Source organism: Oceanisphaera sp. W20_SRM_FM3 (assembly GCF_052119705.1).
Classification (GTDB): domain Bacteria; phylum Pseudomonadota; class Gammaproteobacteria; order Enterobacterales; family Aeromonadaceae; genus Oceanimonas.
In genome coordinates, this window is sequence record NZ_JBGQOP010000006.1 from 13,063 (window position 1) to 34,184 (window position 21,122).

The 21,122-nt window shown below is 50.2% G+C and carries 23 protein-coding genes; 14 read left to right on the forward strand and 9 right to left on the reverse strand.

Going from position 1 to position 21,122, the window contains the following annotated elements:
• Positions 1–11 precede the first annotated feature (11 nt).
• The 4 genes from ACEN2G_RS04895 to ACEN2G_RS04910 all read left to right on the forward strand — a co-directional run bounded on the left by ACEN2G_RS04895 (position 12) and on the right by ACEN2G_RS04910 (position 3,823).
• Entirely contained in the window at positions 12–1,544 is a 1,533-nt protein-coding gene (locus ACEN2G_RS04895; RefSeq protein WP_442020354.1) for a nitrilase-related carbon-nitrogen hydrolase, read from the forward strand.
• Positions 1,545–1,777: 233 nt separating this feature from the next.
• The gene (locus ACEN2G_RS04900; RefSeq protein ID WP_442020355.1) at positions 1,778–2,119 is read left to right on the forward strand and encodes a PBPRA1643 family SWIM/SEC-C metal-binding motif protein; all 342 of its coding nucleotides are present in this window, start codon (positions 1,778–1,780) and stop codon (positions 2,117–2,119) included.
• 179 nt (positions 2,120–2,298) lie between these two features.
• Positions 2,299–3,024 carry an RluA family pseudouridine synthase gene (locus tag ACEN2G_RS04905; protein ID WP_442020356.1) on the forward strand — a complete coding sequence of 242 codons (726 nt, stop codon included), beginning with the start codon at positions 2,299–2,301 and terminating at the stop codon, positions 3,022–3,024.
• A 178-nt stretch (positions 3,025–3,202) separates the two neighbouring features.
• Positions 3,203–3,823: a 3'-5' exonuclease gene (locus ACEN2G_RS04910; RefSeq protein WP_442020357.1), complete on the forward strand. Its 621-nt coding sequence runs from the start codon at positions 3,203–3,205 to the stop codon at positions 3,821–3,823.
• Positions 3,824–3,836: 13 nt separating this feature from the next.
• On the opposite strand, the gene ACEN2G_RS04915 is transcribed toward ACEN2G_RS04910, so the two are convergent.
• Positions 3,837–4,931: an endonuclease/exonuclease/phosphatase family protein gene (locus ACEN2G_RS04915; RefSeq protein WP_442020358.1), complete on the reverse strand. Its 1,095-nt coding sequence runs from the start codon at positions 4,929–4,931 to the stop codon at positions 3,837–3,839.
• Positions 4,932–5,463: 532 nt separating this feature from the next.
• On the opposite strand from ACEN2G_RS04915, the gene ACEN2G_RS04920 reads away from it, so the two are divergent.
• Together ACEN2G_RS04920 and ACEN2G_RS04925 are read left to right on the forward strand one after the other, a co-directional pair.
• A complete protein-coding gene (locus tag ACEN2G_RS04920) occupies positions 5,464–6,333 on the forward strand; it encodes a LysR substrate-binding domain-containing protein (RefSeq protein ID WP_442020359.1) in 870 nt (289 codons plus the stop codon).
• Positions 6,334–6,608: 275 nt separating this feature from the next.
• The gene (locus ACEN2G_RS04925; protein ID WP_442020360.1) at positions 6,609–6,812 is read left to right on the forward strand and encodes a hypothetical protein; all 204 of its coding nucleotides are present in this window, start codon (positions 6,609–6,611) and stop codon (positions 6,810–6,812) included.
• A 150-nt stretch (positions 6,813–6,962) separates the two neighbouring features.
• Here ACEN2G_RS04925 and ACEN2G_RS04930 read toward each other — a convergent pair whose 3' ends face one another.
• Positions 6,963–7,562 carry a glutathione binding-like protein gene (locus tag ACEN2G_RS04930; protein WP_442020361.1) on the reverse strand — a complete coding sequence of 200 codons (600 nt, stop codon included), beginning with the start codon at positions 7,560–7,562 and terminating at the stop codon, positions 6,963–6,965.
• 158 nt (positions 7,563–7,720) lie between these two features.
• On the opposite strand from ACEN2G_RS04930, the gene ACEN2G_RS04935 reads away from it, so the two are divergent.
• The 5 genes from ACEN2G_RS04935 (at position 7,721) to recR (ending at position 12,890) form a co-directional block, all read left to right on the forward strand.
• Entirely contained in the window at positions 7,721–8,101 is a 381-nt protein-coding gene (locus tag ACEN2G_RS04935; RefSeq protein ID WP_442020362.1) for a YbaN family protein, read from the forward strand.
• A gap of 263 nt (positions 8,102–8,364) precedes the next feature.
• Complete coding sequence (gene apt / locus ACEN2G_RS04940) at positions 8,365–8,910, forward strand: adenine phosphoribosyltransferase (RefSeq protein ID WP_442020363.1); 546 nt, start codon at positions 8,365–8,367, stop codon at positions 8,908–8,910.
• Positions 8,911–8,937: 27 nt separating this feature from the next.
• Positions 8,938–11,508 carry a DNA polymerase III subunit gamma/tau gene (dnaX, locus tag ACEN2G_RS04945; RefSeq protein WP_442020364.1) on the forward strand — a complete coding sequence of 857 codons (2,571 nt, stop codon included), beginning with the start codon at positions 8,938–8,940 and terminating at the stop codon, positions 11,506–11,508.
• A gap of 39 nt (positions 11,509–11,547) precedes the next feature.
• Complete coding sequence (locus ACEN2G_RS04950) at positions 11,548–11,877, forward strand: YbaB/EbfC family nucleoid-associated protein (RefSeq protein WP_442020365.1); 330 nt, start codon at positions 11,548–11,550, stop codon at positions 11,875–11,877.
• Between the two features lie 404 nt (positions 11,878–12,281).
• Positions 12,282–12,890, forward strand: coding sequence for a recombination mediator RecR (recR, locus tag ACEN2G_RS04955; RefSeq protein ID WP_442020366.1), 609 nt, complete (start codon positions 12,282–12,284; stop codon positions 12,888–12,890).
• A 26-nt stretch (positions 12,891–12,916) separates the two neighbouring features.
• Here the strand turns inward: recR and cdd are convergent, their stop codons facing one another.
• The 7 genes from cdd to ACEN2G_RS04990 form a co-directional block, all read right to left on the reverse strand.
• Positions 12,917–13,786 (reverse strand): cytidine deaminase, encoded by an 870-nt coding sequence (gene cdd / locus ACEN2G_RS04960; RefSeq protein ID WP_442020367.1) that lies wholly within the window; start codon positions 13,784–13,786, stop codon positions 12,917–12,919.
• Positions 13,787–13,922: 136 nt separating this feature from the next.
• Positions 13,923–14,612, reverse strand: coding sequence for an LrgB family protein (locus tag ACEN2G_RS04965; RefSeq protein ID WP_442020368.1), 690 nt, complete (start codon positions 14,610–14,612; stop codon positions 13,923–13,925).
• Complete coding sequence (locus tag ACEN2G_RS04970; RefSeq protein ID WP_442020481.1) at positions 14,609–14,965, reverse strand: CidA/LrgA family protein; 357 nt, start codon at positions 14,963–14,965, stop codon at positions 14,609–14,611. Before ACEN2G_RS04970 ends, ACEN2G_RS04965 begins: the two co-directional genes overlap by 4 nt.
• Before the next feature lie 4 nt (positions 14,966–14,969).
• Positions 14,970–16,391 carry an exodeoxyribonuclease I gene (gene sbcB / locus ACEN2G_RS04975; protein WP_442020369.1) on the reverse strand — a complete coding sequence of 474 codons (1,422 nt, stop codon included), beginning with the start codon at positions 16,389–16,391 and terminating at the stop codon, positions 14,970–14,972.
• A 275-nt stretch (positions 16,392–16,666) separates the two neighbouring features.
• Positions 16,667–17,002: a DUF413 domain-containing protein gene (maoP, locus tag ACEN2G_RS04980; RefSeq protein ID WP_442020370.1), complete on the reverse strand. Its 336-nt coding sequence runs from the start codon at positions 17,000–17,002 to the stop codon at positions 16,667–16,669.
• 134 nt (positions 17,003–17,136) lie between these two features.
• The gene (locus tag ACEN2G_RS04985) at positions 17,137–17,886 is read right to left on the reverse strand and encodes a tetratricopeptide repeat protein (RefSeq protein ID WP_442020371.1); all 750 of its coding nucleotides are present in this window, start codon (positions 17,884–17,886) and stop codon (positions 17,137–17,139) included.
• A gap of 248 nt (positions 17,887–18,134) precedes the next feature.
• Positions 18,135–18,344 (reverse strand): cold-shock protein, encoded by a 210-nt coding sequence (locus ACEN2G_RS04990; RefSeq protein WP_442020372.1) that lies wholly within the window; start codon positions 18,342–18,344, stop codon positions 18,135–18,137.
• A gap of 299 nt (positions 18,345–18,643) precedes the next feature.
• Here ACEN2G_RS04990 and ectA point away from each other — a divergent pair, with 299 nt between their 5' ends.
• From ectA to ACEN2G_RS05005, 3 genes are all read left to right on the forward strand, one after another.
• The gene (gene ectA / locus ACEN2G_RS04995) at positions 18,644–19,177 is read left to right on the forward strand and encodes a diaminobutyrate acetyltransferase (RefSeq protein ID WP_442020373.1); all 534 of its coding nucleotides are present in this window, start codon (positions 18,644–18,646) and stop codon (positions 19,175–19,177) included.
• A 69-nt stretch (positions 19,178–19,246) separates the two neighbouring features.
• On the forward strand, positions 19,247–20,521 hold the full coding sequence (ectB, locus tag ACEN2G_RS05000) for a diaminobutyrate--2-oxoglutarate transaminase (protein ID WP_442020374.1): 1,275 nt from the start codon (positions 19,247–19,249) through the stop codon (positions 20,519–20,521).
• A gap of 92 nt (positions 20,522–20,613) precedes the next feature.
• Positions 20,614–21,015 (forward strand): ectoine synthase, encoded by a 402-nt coding sequence (locus ACEN2G_RS05005; protein ID WP_442020375.1) that lies wholly within the window; start codon positions 20,614–20,616, stop codon positions 21,013–21,015.
• Positions 21,016–21,122 lie beyond the last annotated feature (107 nt).

Genomic DNA, 21,122 nt, shown 5'->3' on the forward strand with positions numbered 1-21,122 from the left:
GAGCTAGCTGCATGACTCAACCTGAAGACCTCCATCTTAATCTGCGCAATCTACACGCCGACGACTACGACCAGCTGCAAGTGCTGATGGATCGTGTGTATGACGACATCGGCGGCGCTTGGCCAAAAGACACCATTGCCGCGCTGATTGAACAATTCCCCGATGGGCAAATTTGTATCGAAGACGGCGACCAGCTGGTGGCGGTGGCGCTGACCGTATCGGTTAAATACGAGCGTTTTAGTAACCCCCATACCTATGACGATTTAATATTGAAGAATGAACAAATCAGGCACAGCGACAAGGGCGACTCTTTGTATGGCTTAGATGTGTTTATTCAGCCGGAATATCGGGGTTTTCGCTTAGGCCGACGCTTATACGAGGCGCGCAAAGAGCTGTGCCGATCACTGAATTTACGGGCGATTTTAGCCGGTGGCCGGATCCCGGGTTATTCTCTGCATGCGGAGCTGTATACGCCGGCGCAATATATAGAGCGAGTAGGGCGTAAAGATATTTACGACCCTATTTTAAGTTTTCAGCTGGCTAATGATTTTCAGGTGACGCGCCTGATGCGTAAGTATCTGCCTGAGGATAAAAAGTCCCTTGGTTACGCGACTTTGTTGGAGTGGCGCAATATTCTCTATACGCCGCCGTCCTCAATATTGAATGAAAAGAAAACCCAAGTGCGCATGGGTGCCGTGCAGTGGCAAATGCGCGAGTTTGGCTCGGTGGAAGAAGTATTAGAGCAAGTGGAATATTTTGTGGATGCGCTGTCGGATTATAAGAGTGACTTTGCGCTGTTTCCGGAGTTTTTTAATGCGCCTTTGATGGGCTTAACCGATCAGCTAGATCAAACCCGCGCCATTCGTTATTTGGCGCAATATACCCAACAGTTTCGCGACCGCATGTCGGAAATGGCGGTGAGCTATAACATCAATATTATTACCGGCTCTATGCCGTTGTTGGAAAACGACCGTGTGTATAATGTCTCGTATTTGTGCCACCGCGATGGACGGGTCGACGAGCAGCGCAAGATCCACATTACACCTCATGAGCGCCGCGATTGGGTGATTGAAGGCGGTAAGCAGTTTGAGGTGTTTGAAACGGACGCAGGCCGCGTGGCCATTCTGATCTGCTACGACATTGAATTTCCTGAGTTGGGGCGCATCGCCGCCAGCAAAGAGGTAGACATTATTTGCGTGCCGTTTTGGACGGACACCAAAAACAGTTATCTGCGAGTGCGCCATTGTGCCCAAGCGCGTGCCATTGAAAACGAGTGTTACGTGGTGATCACCGGCAGTGTGGGTAACTTACCTAAGGTGCAAAACTTAGACGTGCAATATGCCCAGTCTTCGGTATTTTCACCGTCAGACTTTTCATTCCCCCACGATGCGGTGATGGCGGAAACCACGGCCAATTCCGAGATGATGATGTTCTCGGACTTGGATCTGGAAAAGCTGACGCTAGTGCGCAATGAGGGCTCGGTGACCAACTTGAAAGACAGACGCACAGACTTGTACGATCTCGTTACCTCGTTAAATAACTGAGTCATGACTTTAAAGGTGCGTGTTGAAATACCTAAGCTAGCTTGCCGAGGCACAAAGCGCATCTTACCGATAACTCTTGGCGGCCAATAACCAGAGTGGCTGGGTGAAGTTTGCACAACGCATAGCTTCAGCATCGTAATAATGCGTGTAAAACGCCGTGAAGTGTTAAACTGCCGCCTTTGCTGCAATCCTTGTGTGGTTGCAGATCACTTTTAGCTTGTTGGATACGATTAATGTCAGATAAATTTTTCTTTAAAGGCCGCCAAGATGCACGCCAAAGTCATATTAAATATGGCTACGAAACTCAGGCTAAGCCGCGAAACGGCAGCAAGAAATATCCGTTAATGCTGGTGGTGACCAGCGAAGCGCGCAAGCTGGAAGTGGCCGCGCAAGTGGCTGCAGCCGAACTGTATGCCGAGATAGAGTTAGACACCCGTGAGGGTGCGGTTGAGTCGATTGGCGCGCTGACCGTGCAACTGAGCAAGCAAGCCGCGGTAAAGGTAGAAAAATTGCCAGCGCGCAATGACGTTTGTTCTTGTGGCAGCGGTAAAAAGTTTAAGAAGTGCTGCGGCTAACCATACTGTTAAAAGTAAGGTTTTAATTGCACAAATGAGCTGGAAATGATTTTGCCAGCTTAAAGCTTAACGGGTGTATCAAATGAATACTGTTTGCTGCACTCCGTTGAGTTTCTGCTATTGCACTCATTGCTATCAGTAATAAGCGCAGATGCAGCGCCCAGAACAGAGAACATTGCATGTCTAGTTTTACCTCCCCAAGCCTGCCGCTAATTGATGACTTTGTCGCGCAAAAGTGTGACGAAGTGATACAAATACTCTACCAAGATGACCATATACTGCTGATCAATAAGCCCAGTGGATTGCTGAGTTTATCGGGTAAAAACCCGCAGAACTGGGATTCGGTACACTTTCGCTTAGTGCATGGGCGCCTAGTACAGGGGCAAGTCGGCGTCAGCCCAGCATTTGCCCAAGCTAAGTTGCCGCATCGCCTAGACTTAGGCACCTCCGGCGTTATGGTGGTGGCGTTGAACGCCAATTCCGCAACACATCTTAATAAGCAGTTTCAAACGGGCAGAATTCAAAAGCGCTATCTGGCCATGCTGGAAGGTTGGGTAGCGGCGGATAGTGGAGAAATTAACGCGCCGATCGCTAAAGATGCCGCTTTGTTTCCGCGGGTAAAAATTTGCTCTACGGGCAAGGCATCATGCAGTGAATATCAGGTATTAGCGCGGTTAAGCGCGCCTAAACGCACCTTGGTGCAGTTTACGCCCCGCACTGGGCGTACCCATCAATTGCGCATTCACAGCCTAAGCGTTGGTCATCCCATTTTGGGCTGCGACTTATATCAAAATGCCCGCAGCGAACAGTGTGCCGAGCGCTTACTGTTACACGCCAGCGACCTGTATTTTACGCATCCCCACACTGGCGAGCCGATGCATGGCCACAGCCCTAGTCCGTTTTAGTCATGGGTGCGGTAATGGCGTGATAACTGATGCCATGACTAATAATAATGTGGTTTGTTAATTCTGAGACAGCTAAAGTATGTATCTGCTTTTATAGCGCTGCTATTTATTGCTCACCCACCTATAGCCCACACATTTCTAGCGCCCCATCTCTAGCGCACCCATCCTGAGTATTCGAATGACAGACGCCCGTACCTATAAGATCAGACCGACACGCAGTGAAATGCAGCAGCTTCCCGCTTTTAGTGGCCTTACATTGGCGCAAATTCATGTGCTGGCAGGCCCGGAAGACGTCGCCGTGGCGCGTGAGCACTTAAGCCAATGCCAAGTGCTGGGCTTTGATACCGAGAGTAAGCCCACCTTTCAGGTGGGCGAGCTGAGTATAGGGCCGCACTTGGTGCAATTAGCCTCCAGTGAACGGGGGTATTTGTTTCAGCTAAACGATGCTGCGAGCAATCAATTATTGGTCGAATTATTAAGCTCAGAGCAGATACTAAAGGTCGGTTTTGGCTTAAAATCCGACCGTGGCCCTTTGCAGCGTAAACTCGGCATCGAGCTGGCGGGGCTCCATGAGTTATCGAATCGCGTGAAGCAGCTGGGCTATCAGCATCCGGTTGGGCTGCAAGGAGCCGTGGCCATCTTGCTGGGCCAATATTTGGCCAAGTCCAAACGCATAGCGCTGTCTAATTGGGCAAATCCTCTATTAAGCTCAGGCCAATTACGGTATGCGGCCAACGACGCTTATGCGAGCTTGCGCATTTATCAGGCGCTGGCGCAGTTAGCTGCTAGCGCAACATAGGTGAGTTTGAGTATTATTTCGGCACAGGCACGTCTTTTTTACTGACGTTTTCTTGTGCCATCTTCTGCTCGGCCAAGTGCTTATCGGTGGCGTTTGCATGCAAATGGGCTCGACCATTATCCTGATGCAAGTGCAAACTGAGCGAGGTGAACAGTGCGAAGTGATCCGATCCTTTAAGGGAGAGTCGCTTGATGCTGACCAGCCTAAAGTGATGGCTGTGAAACAAGTGATCCAGTGGCCAACGAATAAATGTGTGTTGGGCATTAAAGGTATTAAACATGCCACGCCCAATTCGCGGATCGAGCAAGCCACTGACTTTTCTAAACAAGCGGGTGGTGGATGACCATGCCACATCGTTTAAGTCGCCGGCCACTATCACCGGCAGCTCACACTCAGCCACGCGCTTTCCTACGGCCAATAGCTCTGCATCACGGGGGGCTGACTCGTCATTTTCAGCCGGGCTGGGCGGCGCTGGATGTAAAAAATGGGCGCGTACCTGATCACCGCTTTTTAGTGTGATCAAGCAATGCATAGAAGGCACATCTTCTTCTACTAAGTAACGGATTGTTTGATCTGTTAGCGCCAGTCGAGAGTAAACGTGCATGCCATATAAGTTTTCCAGTGGGCATTGAATTTGGTACGGATAATCAGCGGCTAGCGATGAGAGCTGTTCTTGCCACCAAAGGTTAGACTCTAGCGTAACTAAGATGTCCGGCTGATGTTTTTTTACCAAACTCAGTAGGCTGTCTGCATGGCGATTGGTGGCCAATACGTTGGCATTAAGTAGCGTTAAGGTAAGGTGAGCGTGCGGGTGAGTGTTAGTTTTCACTTCTTTAGGATAAAGGCGGGTATAAGGCAAAATCCACCACAGGTGATAGATCAAGTAGCTGAGGTTTAACAACAGCAGTGACCAACTGGCAACTTGCTTAAAGTCTAGGCGCCACAGAGCAAGCAAGCTGAGCAAGCTAATAGCGCTAATAAACTGCAGTCTTGGAAAGTCTAAGCCTCGTACCCACCAAGCTGGGTTTTGCCACAAAGGCAATAAAGTCACTAAGCTGGTTACGGCCGTGGCCAGCCAAAATATCGTTAACTCCATAACTGGCGTCATCTCCATTAACCGTTTTTTGACGGCCTAAAGCGTATTTAAAGGCCAGCTTACTGTCATACATTGGCACATAATCTTACCTGATTACCCACAAAGCTCAGCCATATATCAGTGAGTTCAGTATCAATAAATTCAATAGGTTACAGGGAGGTGCCGCCTCTTCGGTAAAGAATATGAGGCTCAGTTTGGTGTTTTGACCTTGTAGGGGCCAATTTATTCGGCCCGGTTTGGTGTTTTGGTCTAAATCTAAACCTCAGTAACAGCCAGCAAAGCTGGCCAGCCGAATAAATTGGCTGCTACAAAAGACAAACCAAAACAACGCGCATCATGGCTGAAGTTCATACGTAATCAGGTAATCTTAAACATTCTGCAGCGAAAGCCAATGTAATAAGCTAAAAATCAAGCTTGTGGCGCGTTTTCAAGGGGCAACAAGCTTATGTGCTGTCTGTTATGCTCAGGCGTGATGTGTTGGTTTGATCGCCAAGTTACCCCCTATAACAATGAGCTTAACGCTTATGGAAGATAAGGAAGGCATGTGTTTATCTGGGAAGGCGTGACTGAATTTGTGGCCGTAGCTGAGCTCGAAAGTTTTACGCAAGCGGCCAAACGGTTAAATATTTCTACCGCACAGGTGAGTCGTCAAGTGAGTGCGCTAGAAGCGCGCTTGGCCATCAAGCTGTTTTATCGCACCACCCGTAAGGTATCCGTCACCGAAGCGGGCCAACAATATTATCAGCATTGCCGCTTAGCCCTTGATGGGCTGGAAGAAGCTGAGCGCACCCTGACGGAGTTGCAACAAGCCCCCCAAGGGCGACTTAAGTTAACGGCGCCCGTGACCTTTGGGGAAAAAACCATAGCGCCGCTGGTGAATGACTTTCTCCTGCGCTACCCCAAGCTAGAAGTGCAAATGCAGCTTACCAATCAAAAACTTGACTTGGTGGCCGAGGGTTATGACTTGGCGGTGCGCTTGGGTAAGCTTGATGACTCCAGCATGATGGCCAAACGACTCGGCTCGCGTACTCAATATGTGTGCGCCTCGCCCGACTACTTAGCGGCCCATGGCGCGCCGCAGCTATTAGCCGAGCTGGACGGCCACAATTGCCTGTTGGGTAATTTAGATTACTGGCGTTTTCAAGAGCTGGGTCAAGCGCGTAATGTGCGGGTAAAAGGCAATATGCGCTGCAATAGCGGTTGGGCGCTGCTGGATGCGGCCTTAAAGGGTATAGGACTAGTACAGTTGCCGGACTACTACGTGCAACCCGCCTTGGCTGCGGGCACGTTGGTGGCGATATTAGCGGAATTTCAAGAGCCAGATGATGGCATTTGGGCGCTTTATCCCCATAACCGTCATCTGTCGCCTAAGGTAAGATTGCTACTGGATTTTTTAAGTGAGGCGTTGAGCTAAGGTCGATTGCACAGTTTATAAGAGTCATGTTGGTGCAGCGTAAATTGTATAAAAAGCAAGCTGGCTGTCTGATCTCTTTTTACATCTAGGTGTTAATTTTTTGTAACTTAATCCTCCTTTCCCCACTCTTATAGAGAGCGATAAACACATCAGCAAGGAGGCGTCTGGCACTAAACGGGTAAGTGGCACTCAGCAGAATGAAGCAAGGGTGCAGTAATAGTGCAGTTTTACGGTAAAAACGGTTAACTCGGCTTGAATAAGAAGGGGAAGCTCACATGAAAACTCACATGAAATCCTTGGTATCTCTGGCGTTTTCGGCCATGTTTGCGCTTATGCTGATCCCAGCACAGTCAAACACAGTCCTTACAGACTCAGCGGTGGTAATTCAAACCTTGTCGGCAGGGGATGGTGTAGATAATCGTCAATGTCGCATGCTGGAAAAACAAGATAAACCACTGCCTGGCTTTTGTGGGCCTTAAGGTGACACGATAACGGACGACTCAATGTCAGCAAGATGGCGCGCAGGGGCAAAGAAAGGGCCAAACTGAGTACAGTTTGGCCCTTTCTGTATAATTAGCATGATTCATAGTGAATGTATTTTTTGACGCTTGAGTTTATGGTCTTTAACGCTAGTGGGCACCCTGTACGTTTTTTACCGCGTCACGCGTGGCGATGTGGGCCAAATAAGCCTGCAGTGCGGGGTAGGGCGCAAGATCTACGGCCAAATGCGGGCACCAGCTCAATACTACATATAAATAGGCATCAGCCACCGTAAACTGCTGGCCCATTAAGTAGTCATGTTGACTGAGGTGCTTATCCAAATAGGCGGCGCGCGGCGAAAACTTATCCTGTATGGCACCGCGTACCTGTTGTTCAAACACCGGATTAAACAAGAGCCCTAACGTTTTATGCACTTCTGAGTTAATAAAGCCCAGCCACTCTTGCAAGCGATAACGCGCTAATGTGCCGCTGGCTGGCGCCAACTGAGCGGCTGGATTTTGGTCGGCAATATATTGTAAGAGAGCGATATTTTCGGTGAGGTATTCGCCGTTATCCAGCTCTAATACCGGCACATAGCCTTTGGGGTTAATATCAGATAAATGCCGACCATCGGGCAGCTGGCGGTTACCGGCTAGGCTGAGTTTAACCAGTGAAAAATCGACACCGGCTTCGAGCAAGCAGATATGAGCGGCCATAGAGCAAGAGCCGGGGGCGCTGTAGAGCTTCATGATATTTCTCCTAATCGAGCTGAACTTACGGAGGGTGAGTCAGCTGAATATAGTATTTTTTTGAACTCATGAGCAGGCTGGTTGATGATTGATGCGGTTAGACTGCCCCTAAAGCACGGCTTTTGTTATGCTAGGTACTGCGTTAAAAAGGAGAGAAGATGCGCATCCTATTTGCTTTGTTGGGTGGCTTGGCGTTGTTGTTAGGTCTCATAGGCGTGTTTTTGCCGGTGATGCCCACTACGCCCTTTGTGTTGCTAGCGGCGTTTTTCTTTAGTAAGTCTTCGCCACGGATTCATGCTTGGCTGGTCAATCACCCTTGGTGTGGCCCCTTGATCCAAGACTGGCAAACCCATAAAGGGGTTCGAGCCCATATTCGCCGTCGCGCACTCTGGATGATGGCGATAAGCTTTTGCTTTTCGATGTATGTTATTCCGCTGTGGCAGGTGAGAGTGGGCTTAGGCTTGGTTTTTTTATTGGTGGTGATTTGGTTTTTGCGGTTGCCGGTTATAGACGGGCCATCGAAGGTAGTGTTGAAATAATCAGGGGGCTGATACCAAAACTCTCACAAAACCAACGGTAGTACACCCATATAAACAAAATTGCATTGCAACAAGCTAGGCCCTAAGCTAGCCGGCATGCCCACAGCAGCCCGCCTATTTGGCGGTGTCAGTCTGCTTGATGGCACTTTTTCGCAGCTATTCTTTCGTGTCTATAGGGACGGTTTTATTATGAAACTTCTCACTGTTAATCTTCTCTCTATGCACCTTCTGACCATGAACCCTCTGATTATGAAATCGACGCTATGAAACAAGAAACATTGAAACTGATTGCCGACAGCATTACCTCCATTGCTGACTATCCTAAAGCTGGGGTGATTTTTCGTGATATCACCAGCCTAGTAGAAGACGCTGACGCCTTTAAGGCCAGCATAGATGCCTTGGTCGACTTGTATCGTGATGCGGGCATTAACAAAGTATTGGGCACAGAAGCGCGCGGCTTTATCTTTGGCGCACCCGTGGCCGCGGCCTTGGGGGTAGGCTTTATTATGGCGCGCAAACCCAATAAGTTGCCCCGTGAAGTGATAGAAGTGGCCTACGATCTGGAATACGGCCAAGACAAGCTGCAAATTCATGTGGATGCCATCGCACCCGGTGAAAAAGTGCTGATCATCGACGACTTACTGGCCACGGGCGGCACGGTAGAAGCGGCGGTAAAATTAGTGCGCCGCTGCGGCGGAGAAGTGCAAGAAGCGGCCTTTGTGATAGCGCTGCCCGCCTTGGGTGGCCTGCAACGCCTCAATAAAATGGGTATTCGCGTGAACAGCCTAGTGCAGTTTGATGGGCAATAATTCACTAACTATGGTCACTCACTACCGATGAATTATCAGGTTCTCGCCAGAAAATGGCGCCCTCAGCGTTTTACCGATGTTATTGGCCAACAGCATGTATTGACGGCCCTCGTCAACGCGCTTTCGCAAGGGCGTTTGCATCACGCCTATTTATTTAGCGGTACCCGTGGCGTGGGTAAGACCTCGATTGCGCGGCTGTTGGCCAAGGCGCTGAACTGCGATAAGGGCATTACCCCTGAGCCCTGTGGTGTGTGCAGCAGCTGTGTGGAAATCGAGCAAGGGCGCTTCGTTGATTTATTAGAAATTGACGCCGCCAGCCGTACTAAGGTGGAAGACACCCGTGAGTTGCTCGATAACGTGCAATATCAGCCGGCACGGGGTCGCTTTAAGGTATACTTGATTGATGAAGTACACATGTTGTCGCGCCACAGCTTTAACGCTTTGCTAAAAACCTTGGAAGAGCCGCCACCGCATGTGAAGTTTTTGCTGGCCACCACGGATCCACAAAAACTGCCGATCACTATTTTATCGCGCTGCTTACAATTTCATTTAAAAAGTCTGGCCCCTGAGCTAATTGATGGCCAGCTGCAGCATATTTTGCGCCAAGAGCACTTGCCCTTTGAGGTAGAAGCCACGGCGGCCTTGGCGCGCGCGGCAGATGGCAGCGTGCGCGATGCCCTGAGCTTAACGGATCAAGCACTGGCCTTTGGTAATGGCGAAATTAGGCTTGTGCAAGTGGAAGCTATGCTGGGCAACCTTAACCATAACCAGTTAATGAGCTTAGTGAATGCGCTGTTGTCGGGCGATGGCGCCGCTATGCTGGCGCAAGTGGGTGAGCTGGCCAGCATGGGGCCTGATTACGATCATATTCATAAAGAGCTGGTGGGCTTTTGGCATCAATTAGCCTTGGCACAAATCGTGCCGGCCCAGCCTTTGCTGCCTTATGCCAGTGAGCTAAATCGCTTGGCGCCATTAATTTCGCCGGAACACATCCAGCTTTTTTACCAGATTTGTTTACAAGGGCGTAAAGACTTGCCCTTTGCCGCCGATGGTCGCGCGGCATTAGAAATGACCTTGCTGCGCAGCTTGGCGTTTCAGCCTAACGCGGCATTAGCGTCGCCGCCGAGTGCGGCGTCTGCGACTGTTATTGCCAACACGGCCGATACTGTCAACACAGGCGAGTCGCCAGTTACCAGTACGGCTGAGGCTGCTGTAAAAAAGCCTGAGCCGCCGCGCATCATGCCCGCTTCAATCGCGTCGGAGCCCACCTCTGCAACCGTGACTCATGAGGCGGTTTCTGCCTTGATGCCTGAGTTGGATACGCACTCAGAGTCGGGTTTGCAGCCTGAGTCTGATGCGCAGTTGGCGGCCCAGCTTTATCACGAGCAAGACACCATTTTAGCGCAAGCCGTTCAGTTTGGTTATGAACCCAAGGCGGTGATGGCGCCTGTGTCCGTTGAGTCTGCGGCTAGCGAGCAGGATGAGTTTGAGGCGGCACCGCCGTCTGCTATTACGCCTCCCCAGGCAGAGGTACCGACCACAGCGGCGCCAGATATTGCCGATCCGGCGGCGGCTAACGTGGCAAAGATTCGCAGCTTGTTGCAAACCCGTAATCGGTTGCGTAGCCAAGATACGACCGACTCAGCCGCACCTCTCGATGCCAGTCGCCAAGCTAAGCCCAGCTATACAGCACCCATAGCTAAGCCAGCAGCACCGGCCAATGGGAGTCAGCAGGTTACCGATGCACACACTGGGGAGCCCAGATCAGGGCTGGCGCCAGTGACAAGGCCGACCCCGAGTCAAGCAGGGTTGAGTGGCAGCCTAGACCAGAACTTAAACCAGCAAGGCGTTGAGTTGCCGCCACTGGATGCCTATAACGACATGGCCAACCAGCAAGAAGATGATGATCTGCCGCCTTGGTTGGATGATGCAGGTGTCGGCCCATCCCAGCCCACATCTTGGCAACCCAATGTTTCTGCTGCCAGCGGCGCGCTTGGTGCGACTCAGGTCGCGCCCTTGCGTGCAGCGTCTTCGCCCAAAACGACGACTGCGCAGCCCAAGGTACAGGTTGCACGCACAGAAGCGGGAGCGACGAATCCGACAGCCACTGGCGCGCCGCTTAATTTTGGTACCGCGACCGGCTTGCGGCCGGCGCCGTCAAAAACGGCCACCGATCCCGAGCCCTTAAAACCCAGCAGCTTGCTGATTCAGGCCACGGATGCCTGGACTTCATTGGTGGCACAGTTGCCTTTGGGGGGCTTATTACGCCAATTAGCCATGCACTCTAGCCTTGAGCAGCAAGCGGCTAATCAGTGGCAATTGTGGCTAAAGCCCGAGCACCGTCATTTATTAAATGATAGCGCCCGTGATGAGCTGGCAGCCCTGTTGAGCGAACAGCAGCAAACCGCCATTAGCTTGCAGGTGCAAGTGGGTGAGCAGTCGGGTAGCCTAACGCCGTTTGAGATTGAGCAGCAGCTCTATCAAAATGCGATAAGCCAAGCAAAAGATGAAATAGAGGCCGATGATGCGGTACAATTTTTGATATCTCGCTTTGCGGCTGAATTAGATCGCGACAGCATAGAACCTATGGCGCAGTAATGCGGCGTATTTTTATCCCTTAAGAAAGAGTGAGCAGATATGTTTGGTAAAGGTGGAATGGGCAATATCATGAAGCAGGCCCAGCAGATGCAAGAAAAAATGCAGAAGCTGCAAGAAGAGCTGGCGCTGTTAGAAGTCGTGGGTGAGTCAGGTGCGGGTTTGGTTAAAGTGACCATGGCCGGTAGCCACTCGGTACGCCGCGTGGAAATTGACGACAGCTTGTTGCAAGACGACAAAGAGCTGTTAGAAGACTTGCTAGCCGCCGCCGTCAATGACGCCGTGCGCCGCGTAGAAGAGCAAAACAAATCCCGCATGGGTGAAGTGACCGGCGGCATGCAATTGCCACCGGGCTTTAAAATGCCGTTCTAATACGCCTCGCAAGACAGCGTTTACGCCATCGAGCACACGTTAGGTTTACGGTGTGCTCGATGAGTGAACCCACCTCGTTTACGTTAAATTGTCTTAATGGCACCTGATTACCCACAAAGTTCAGCTATGTTTCAGTGACTTCAGCATCAATAGATTCAATGGGTTACAACGTGGCGTCTCTTCGGCGAAGAGGACTTCGCCAGGGTTTTATGTTTTTATTTAAAAATTGCCAGCAAAGCTGGCCTGCCGAAACCTTCTGTTTATAAACAAGTGGCAGCTACAAAAAACTAAATAAGGCAGCACACTGGCTGAGGTTCATAAGTAATCAGGTAATGACAAGCTGATACTCCTCAATCCTATTCATTTCTCGTTATCTTTTCTCGTTATTACTAAAGAGTCTGACTATGCGTTTTAGTCCCTTGTTGGATGAGTTAATCAAAAGTTTGCAGATCTTGCCCGGTGTCGGCCCTAAGTCCGCTCAGCGTATGGCATTTGCCTTGTTAGAGCGCCAACGTGCCGGTGGCCGTCGGTTGGCTCATGTGTTGGACGACGCGCTGGAAAAAATTGGCCATTGCCGTCAATGCCGTACCTTTACCGAAGAAGACCTTTGCCCTTTGTGCGCTAACCCTAAGCGCGCTGTGAGCGGCCAGCTGTGCATAGTAGAAAGTCCCGCCGATGTAGTGGCCATAGAGCAAACCGGTCAATACCAAGGGCGCTATTTTGTGTTGATGGGGCATCTTTCGCCATTAGATGGCGTGGGGCCAGAAGAGCTGGGGTTAGATAAGCTCGCCAATTGGCTGGCGCGGGAGTCATTCTCTGAACTTATCTTGGCGACCAACCCCACGGTAGAAGGCGAGGCCACCGCGTATTACATCGCCGATATTGCCAGCCACCATGGGGTGTCCGTAAGCCGCATCGCCCACGGCGTGCCCATTGGTGGCGAGCTAGAGCTGGTAGACGGCAACACCTTGAGCCACTCCTTTATGGGGCGCAATCAGTTTGCTAATTCGTGAAGGGTGAGGTGTAAAAGGGATACGCCTCACGCCTCACTTTTTACCACTAACGTTTCCAACGCCGTGTCGCACAAGGAGCCTAATAGCAGTGCTGCGTAGGCTGCTTGTTGTACTTGAGCATCTGCTTCTACCAATACGGCGCGTTTAATGTCGGCAGGCGTATAACCTTGTAAATAGAGCTGGCTTAAGGCTAATTGCAACGGGCCAAGGCTTGGATTAAAAGCGGCATTTTCTAAATAGAGACCCTGACAAATCTGGCCATCGTTTAGTAATAGGGCCACACCAGCGCGGTTATGACTGTAAGGCGCATAACTGGCGTTAGCTTGATCCCATGCCGCCAGTGTGAGCGTATCGGGCTTATGTTGCGCGGCGCTCTGCGTACTTGCCGTTAAATTGGCGGTGGGGTTATTGAGCAGGCCGTAGGTTTGCTGAAGATCCGTCGGACCAAAAGCGTGAGGCAGTATTTCATTGAGCATAAAATGGTGTTCTGGCCAAGCCAGTAGCAAGTCGTCTTGATTGAGCTCTTGCATAAATTGACGACAATGGCCACAAGGGGTGGCGCTCACTACCACTCTTTCTATGTATTGCTCATCAAATAAGGCCGCATGCCCAATGGCTGCTTGCTCAGCGTGTACCGACAGCGGTAGTGGCATACCGACAAACTCTACATTAGCGCCTAAATACCAATGACCCGAGCCGCCAATGGCGATGGCACCCACGGCAAAATTAGAGATAGACGCCTGAGCTTTGTCTTTGGCGAGCGGTAACAAGGCAGAGGCCAGCGCGCCTGTGCCCAATTCACTGGCGTCCATCAGCAGTTGGATTTGCTCTGGGCTAAAGTGCGTTAGTTGGCTGAGTCTATGTTGGTCGAGCGTGTGTTTAAGTACATCATCCATACTGTTGAACTCCTGTTTTTAGGCATTAGGCTCATTGCTCGAAGGTTGGGTATTTTCTTTGACGTATAACGTACGGCCTACCGTATAAAGCGTTGGTGTTGCCTCACGCCTCCCTCCTTACCCCTCACCTTTTCTCTTACCCTAACAACCAAAGATACAAATGAAACAAGGGCGGCGCCAATAAGGCGGTGGCAATGCCGCACACCACCATGGCCAAAGAGGCAAATGCACCTTGCACCTGACCCACCTCGGCGGCAGCTCCGGTGCCGATGGCGTGGGCACCTGCGCCCATGGCCAAGCCTTGGGCTTCGGGGTGCGTCACACCGGCTATTTTAAGCAGTGGAAAGCCAATAATAGCGCCCATCATGCCCACTATGATCACTAGGCCTGCCGCTATGGCCGGAATGCCACCCATGGCGGCACTCACGCTCATGGCCAAGGGTGTGGTGATGGACTTAGTGGCGATAGAGGCCAGCAGCTGCGGTTGGGCGTGCAAAATGCCACCGAGCAGTAAGGTGGTGCCCACCGAAATGAACACCGAAATGCTACAGCACAGTATGATAGGCCACAGTTGTTGGCGAATTTTCGCTGCTTGTTGATATAAGGGCAGGGCGAAGGCCACTACCGCCAGCTCCAATAATAAATTGAGCGGCTTAGTCCCCGCCTGATAAACACTGCTATCTTGGCCGGTAAATACCAGCAAGCCGATGACAAGCAAAGCGGGCAACATAATGGTGTTGATAAGCGGGCTCTTATAACGACGTGCCAGCTTCTTAATCGCCAAATAGCAGAGTGCAGTGAGAGGAATCGCCAGCCACAGCATCATGCTTGCATCCGCTGATATAAGCGGCCCACCACCAGTAAGATCAACACCAGTCCACTTAATGCCGCACTTAAAATCAACCCTATGCCCTCACTGAGCACGTCCACGTAGCCGAGCAAGCCTGCCGCGACCGGAATAAATAACAACGCCATGTGCCGTAATAACAGGTGGGCACTTTGCTGTATCCAGCTTAAGGGCAACAATTGGCTGGTCAGTAATCCAAATAACAATAACAGGCCAATAATACTGCCCGGAAAGGCGAAGGGTAATAAGCCGGCGATCGCTTTGCCCAGTAGCAAACAGGCTAATAACAGGCTAAAGCCGCGCACTAAGATGAACGGCTCGCTGTTGAGCAAGCTATTAAAGCGCTTGTACATAATGGGCCACGGCCTGCAGCAGCGCCAGCTTGGTTTCATCTTCTTGATGGGCAAGCACCAGTTGCTCAAGATTGTGCATATAAGGCTCAGCTTGTTGGCTGAGTTTATCTTGGCAATGCTGGCGCCAGCGCTGCCATTCTTGCTCGCTTAAGGTGTTGGGATAGTTGCGGGCGCGATAGCGAAACAGCAGCTCGCTTAAACGCGGGTCATTAAATTGCAGCGGCAGTGTGGCCAGTACCTCGGGCGAGCTGGCGTGGATCATGGCCATGGCAGCTTTATCTGCCTCGCCAAAGAAACCGCCTTCATAGAGAGCGCCGTCTACATCTTTGCTGGGACCAAATTGGTTGGGCAGTTGATACAAGGCCACCACTTTTTCTCGAATGTCGGGGTGGCGGCGCAGTAAGTCGAGGCTTTGTCGACACTGGGCACGATTGATATCTAGCTCATCGGCTCTTTGCTCGCTAAGGGCGGCTGCTTTCGCCAATGAAGGGCATTTATTGACGTGCACCAGTTTTACCGGCACAGGCAGTAAATCACCGAGATCCGCACGCTTTGTGTAGAGGCGCTCTTGTAATTGCTCCGGGCTGAGTTCGAGCAGCGGGCTAAGATCCATGGCTAAATTCACACAAATCACCGCATTAGCGTTGTCTGGGTGCCAGGCCAAAGGGGCAATCCAAGTGGCGCAGCCTTGCCAAGCAGAAAACTGGCCAGACACATGCACGAGCGGGGTGGCGTTAATCACATCGATCAGGGCTTTGGCTTTGTGTTTGTTACGCAACCCATATAAATAATCGAATAACTTAGGTTGAGCCGTACGTAATAACTTAGCCAATGCGATGGTGGCGCGCACGTCGGCCAGCGCATCGTGGGCATTGGCGTGTTCAATGCCATTGGCTTGGGTGAGGCGTTCTAACTTAAAGCTGGGCTTACCGTCTTCGTCTTCTGGCCAGTTAATGCCCTCAGGGCGCAGTGCATAAAAGGTGCGCGCTACATCCAGCAAATCCCAACGGGAGTTGCCATGCTGCCAACTGTAGCCGTAGGCATCATAAAAGTTGCGATATAAAGTGTAACGGGTGACTTCATCGTCGAAACGAATGTTGTTGTAACCCAAAATGCAGGTATTCGGCTGGCTAAACTGTTCATGAATGCGGGCAATAAACTGTGCCTCACACAAGCCCTGTTGCTGGGCGGTTTGCGGGGTAATACCGGTGATCAATGTCGCCTCAGGTGAGGGCAGATAATCGGTAGGCAGCTGGCAATACCACATCATGGGCTCGCCAATTTCATTTAAATCTGCATCGGTACGAATAGCGGCAAACTGTATCGGTCGGTCAAAGGCCGGATGCAAGCCTGCCGTCTCATAGTCGTGAAATAAAAAACTGGGTGCTACTGCAGGCTGACTCATGGTGGTTCGCTTCTTTTTTACCGTGGGCCCGGACTTATCTCGGTGCCGGCCATTCAAAGAGTAGGCATAAGAGTAACATGTAGCAAAAGCAGCGGTAAGAGGCGAGGCCCTTTGGGGCTGCTATCTGGCTTTAACTGTTACCTAGGAAGGGCTTAAAGTCTGCAGTTAAAAAACTAACCAAAAAAATACCGAGCCCAAGCTCGGTATTTTGCAGCAGTCATGGCGGCGTTTTTACACTTACCGTTTATTGCTGATAGCTCAAGGCTGTTTTTAAATTATTCTGAACTGTCTTCTACGGGTTCAAAATCATCATCACCGCCGGAGGTCATGGGTGAGCATAAACGGTGCACGCGCTTAGGGCCTATCACCTTTAAATACTTTAACCATACCTTGGCATGTTTGCTGTCGGTGGCCGTGCCTTCTTTGACTTGTTCTAGGAAACGTTGCTCTTCACTGCTGTTGGGCGCCGTTTGCTCGCTATACAAAGCCAACATGGCATGGCCGGCTTCTTCAAGAAGCGCGGCTTCTGGAACCGTAAATTCGCCACAACGACGTAAACCGCGAGGGAAATGGGCGAAGTCCTGAAATGGCTTGTTTGACTCAAAGCTCATGTTCTTTCTCACTTTAATGGAAGGCTCTTTGATTCGCGCAAAGTATGGCACTCAGCATGCGGATGCAAAATCAATATTTTTAACGTCACGATAAATTTTTTTTATGCTGAGCATTGTGATGAATTTATAAGCCATTAATGCCCTGTCGTCGCTGTGTCTGTGCCCTCGTGAGTGAGCTCAATAAAGCGCGGATGCTGACGTAACTGATCAAATTCTTCATCTTCTGCGGCCACTTCACCCAAATGCACATTATTTTTTACTGCTAACTCTAAATCTGACAAGGCTTGATCTTCATGGCCCATACCGGCATGCGCACAGGCTCTTTGATACAAGGCATGGGCGTTTTGCTGATCCACTTGCAACACTCGATTACACAGGCTCAGAGCCCATTGACGCTCGTTCATCATTAAGGCTGCATCTGCCTTGTGGGTCATGGCATCCAAGTCACCGGGCTTAATGTCGAGAATTTGGTCATAAATATCGATTTTTGCTTGTGGGCTTTGTTCTTGGCTGGCGCGCAACCAGAGGCCGTGTATTTCTTGAAAACGCTCTATTTCTCGGTAATTTTCCGCGATAACCTTAGTTTTACGTTGCAGTTCTCGTTCAATTTGTTTGAGTTTATGCTCGTAAGTGTTGGTGATCTTTTTCATCTCGGTCTCTGCATAATCCCGCGCCGTTTTCTTTAGCTCCTTTAAGGATTGCCACCCTATGATGGCCAATACCGATGCCACACCCGCTAACAGATAAAAGAAGTAAGTTACCGTCACGTTGGCGTAACTAATTGCTTTATCGGCGACGTTTAGCTCTTTTTGTACGATGTCGTCGGTCACTTTAACTTGAAATTTAGCCATTTCTGTACGCAACGCCTTCAACTCGTCGAGCATATAACGCTCCATAAAAGGCGTGAGTCGAGTGCGGACGTCGGTTTCAGCTTGAGCGTCGCTATCACCGGGTGGGTCCTGGGCAAGGAGCGGCAAAGAGCAGAGTAACAAACAAGCAGCGAGGAAGAATTTTATCATGGGATACCTAATCAAAGAATGAAGCATAAAGATGCTGTGACTGAGGGTAACCCTAGGATGCTTGGTGTTCAAATAATGTTAGGGCGGAGCCTTAGCTCCGCCCTTATTGCAGATCAAGCCAGCTCTACCTGTTCGGCTTGTGGTCCTTTCTGACCTTGGGTCACGATAAAAGTGACCGCTTGGCCTTCTGGTAAGGTTTTAAAACCATCACCTTGTATGGAAGAAAAATGAACAAAAAGATCTGGGCCGGATGCACGAGTAATGAATCCAAAGCCTTTTTCTTCGTTAAACCATTTCACTGTACCTGATTCTCTTGCGCTCATAGTCTGTATCCGATGTCGTTTAGAAATGTGGCAACACTGTGTTGTCACTATCTTGATAGTAGCAGCTCTATTCAGACCTGCGCGAAGTGGCGCTAAGTCTGCTAGAAATAGGGCGCTGGGGCCGTGATAAGGGCGAGGGTATAACTGGATTTAAGATAAGATATCATTCGTTAATTATCACTTAAATGAATGCCGCCCTAACTAATTTTTTAGATAAATGCTTGCAATAGCCTGATCTTTTGTTAGGTTAGTAGCGTATTATTACTTAGCTCACTAACTAAATAAGTTTAGGACTATAAATGAATACTACTCATGCAGACCCAGATACGGACACTAACATTGACTTGCAACTTTTGTTGCGCCACCCCCAGTCAACCGATGGTTATCAAGTAAACCGCCTCATTGACCGATGCAAACCCCTAGATACTAACTCTACCTATTGTAACCTTCTGCAGTGCCTGCATTTTGCCGACACTTGTATGCTGGCTGAAAACCAGCAAGATGGCGCACTACTGGGGTTTATCTCTGCCTACCGTAAACCCACCGAACCAAACACCTTGTTTGTTTGGCAAGTAGCCATAGATAAACGCGCACGTGGTGAGGGCTTAGCCCGCACTTTGCTGACCACCTTATTAGCATCTGATGCCTGCGCCGGCGTTACCCATCTTGAAACCTCGATCACCGCCGACAATGCGGCCTCTTGGGGACTGTTTGAAAGCGTTGCCCGTAGTCAAGCCACAGGCTCAGGCACGCGCCACCAACTCTTTGATCAGCAGCGCCACTTTAACGGCGATAGCCCCAGCGAAATTCTGTTTCGCATCACGCTTGGCTAACTTCTCTTTGCTGATCGCCCCATGAATTTATCTTTACTTTTAATTTAGCCCAGGCTTTAAGGAATCAATGTGAATAATATTTTTGATGTAATGGAATCCAGTGTACAAACCTACGCCCGCTCTTTTCCGGTGACCTTTAATAAGGCACAAGGCGTGTGGTTACACGATCAATCTGGCAAGCGTTATTTAGACTTTTTAGCCGGTGCCGGCACCCTGAACTACGGCCATAATCATCCGCAGTTAAAAGAGGCGCTGATTGAATACATTCAGCAAGATGGTATTGCCCACGGCCTAGACATGCACACCACCGCCAAGGCGTCATTTTTAACGGCACTACAACAGATTATTTTAAAGCCCCGTGGCATGGACCATGTGGCGCAATTTACCGGCCCTACCGGTACTAACGCAGTAGAGGCGGCCATGAAGCTGGCCCGTAAAGTCACCGGTCGTAGCAATATTGTGGCCTTTACCAATGGTTTCCACGGCGTGAGTTTAGGTGCATTGGCCGCCACCGGTAACCAACATCACAGAGGGGGTGCAGGTACCTCCATGGCTGATGTAAGCCGTTTACCTTACGACGGTTATATAGGCGCCGGTGAAGATAGCTTGTTGCTGTTTGAAACCATGCTTAATGATAATTCCAGTGGTCTAGATAAGCCGGCCGCCGTGTTATTTGAGGTGGTACAAGGTGAGGGTGGCTTAAATGCCTCGTCTTTTAAGTGGTTGCAACGTTTAGAAAAAATCTGCCGTGCCCACGATATCTTAATGATTGCCGATGATATTCAAGCGGGTTGTGGCCGTACCGGCACCTTCTTTAGCTTTGAGCCAGCCGGCATTAAGCCCGACATTATTACCCTGTCTAAATCATTGAGTGGCATGGGCTTGCCATTCGCCATCGTGCTGCTGCGCCCTGAATTAGATCAGTGGGAGCCCGGTGAGCATAACGGTACTTTTCGTGGTAATAACCACGCCTTTGTGACTGCTCGCAAGGCACTGGAATTGTTCTGGAAAGACGACACCTTTGCCGCCGAGGTGCGTAACAAAGGCGAATTGTTGACTAAGCGCATGCAGGCGCTGGTGGACCGTTTTCCAAAGCTGTTCGTTAAGGTAAAAGGCCGCGGCATGATGCAAGGTGTTGCTTGTTACGACGGTGATATTGCCAGCATCATCACAGGTAAATGTTTTGAGCGTGGCTTGGTCATTGAAACCGCAGGACCCGATGGTGAAGTGGTGAAGTGCTTATGCCCCTTAATCATTACCGAGACCGAATTAAACCAAGGCTTAGATTGGTTAGAAGAAGCGGCCGCCGAGACCAATAGTGAGCGTCTGCGTAAAGCCTCATAAGACGAGTGTTTAGCCCCTCGGCAGGGTAAACCTTGCCGAGGGGCAGCAAGATAAAAGATTGACTAATAACAGCATTAAAGAAAGGAAATAGCATGATAGTTCGTACTTTAGCCGAATGTGAACAAACTGAGCGCTGCGTTAAAGCAGAAACGGGCACGTGGGAAAGCACCCGTATGTTGTTGAAAGATGACAACATGGGCTTTTCTTTTCACATCACCACTATTTATGCCAATACCGAAACCCATATTCATTATCAGAACCACTTAGAGTCTGTGTATTGCATGAGTGGCGATGGTGAAATTGAAGACTTAGCCGATGGCAAAATTTACCCCATTAAGCCTGGCACCTTGTATATATTGGATAAGCACGACAACCATTTGTTACGGGGTGGCAGTGAAGATATGAAGCTGGCGTGTGTGTTTAATCCGCCATTAACGGGGAAAGAAGTGCACGATGCCGATGGCGTATACGCACTCGACACCGAACAAGCATAGACCCACCATAGTTGAACGTACTGCAGGCGGGGGTTCGCCCCCGTTTACGGACATTTTCACTGGGCAGGGTGCTGAGCTTTAGAACCTCACCCAAGCGCTTACATCCA

Bases quoted from the DNA above. Each gene is read 5' to 3' on its own strand.
- ACEN2G_RS04895 (WP_442020354.1), top strand. From the start codon at position 12: ATGACTCAACCTGAAGACCTCCATCTTAATCTGCGCAATCTACACGCC.
- ACEN2G_RS04900 (WP_442020355.1), top strand. From the start codon at position 1,778: ATGTCAGATAAATTTTTCTTTAAAGGCCGCCAAGATGCACGCCAAAGT.
- ACEN2G_RS04905 (WP_442020356.1), top strand. From the start codon at position 2,299: ATGTCTAGTTTTACCTCCCCAAGCCTGCCGCTAATTGATGACTTTGTC.
- ACEN2G_RS04910 (WP_442020357.1), top strand. From the start codon at position 3,203: ATGACAGACGCCCGTACCTATAAGATCAGACCGACACGCAGTGAAATG.
- ACEN2G_RS04915 (WP_442020358.1), bottom strand. From the start codon at position 4,931: ATGACGCCAGTTATGGAGTTAACGATATTTTGGCTGGCCACGGCCGTA.
- ACEN2G_RS04925 (WP_442020360.1), top strand. From the start codon at position 6,609: ATGAAAACTCACATGAAATCCTTGGTATCTCTGGCGTTTTCGGCCATG.
- ACEN2G_RS04930 (WP_442020361.1), bottom strand. From the start codon at position 7,562: ATGAAGCTCTACAGCGCCCCCGGCTCTTGCTCTATGGCCGCTCATATC.
- ACEN2G_RS04935 (WP_442020362.1), top strand. From the start codon at position 7,721: ATGCGCATCCTATTTGCTTTGTTGGGTGGCTTGGCGTTGTTGTTAGGT.
- apt (WP_442020363.1), top strand. From the start codon at position 8,365: ATGAAACAAGAAACATTGAAACTGATTGCCGACAGCATTACCTCCATT.
- dnaX (WP_442020364.1), top strand. From the start codon at position 8,938: ATGAATTATCAGGTTCTCGCCAGAAAATGGCGCCCTCAGCGTTTTACC.
- ACEN2G_RS04950 (WP_442020365.1), top strand. From the start codon at position 11,548: ATGTTTGGTAAAGGTGGAATGGGCAATATCATGAAGCAGGCCCAGCAG.
- recR (WP_442020366.1), top strand. From the start codon at position 12,282: ATGCGTTTTAGTCCCTTGTTGGATGAGTTAATCAAAAGTTTGCAGATC.
- cdd (WP_442020367.1), bottom strand. From the start codon at position 13,786: ATGGATGATGTACTTAAACACACGCTCGACCAACATAGACTCAGCCAA.
- ACEN2G_RS04965 (WP_442020368.1), bottom strand. From the start codon at position 14,612: ATGATGCTGTGGCTGGCGATTCCTCTCACTGCACTCTGCTATTTGGCG.
- sbcB (WP_442020369.1), bottom strand. From the start codon at position 16,391: ATGAGTCAGCCTGCAGTAGCACCCAGTTTTTTATTTCACGACTATGAG.
- maoP (WP_442020370.1), bottom strand. From the start codon at position 17,002: ATGAGCTTTGAGTCAAACAAGCCATTTCAGGACTTCGCCCATTTCCCT.
- ACEN2G_RS04985 (WP_442020371.1), bottom strand. From the start codon at position 17,886: ATGCTCGACGAGTTGAAGGCGTTGCGTACAGAAATGGCTAAATTTCAA.
- ACEN2G_RS04990 (WP_442020372.1), bottom strand. From the start codon at position 18,344: ATGAGCGCAAGAGAATCAGGTACAGTGAAATGGTTTAACGAAGAAAAA.
- ectA (WP_442020373.1), top strand. From the start codon at position 18,644: ATGAATACTACTCATGCAGACCCAGATACGGACACTAACATTGACTTG.
- ACEN2G_RS05005 (WP_442020375.1), top strand. From the start codon at position 20,614: ATGATAGTTCGTACTTTAGCCGAATGTGAACAAACTGAGCGCTGCGTT.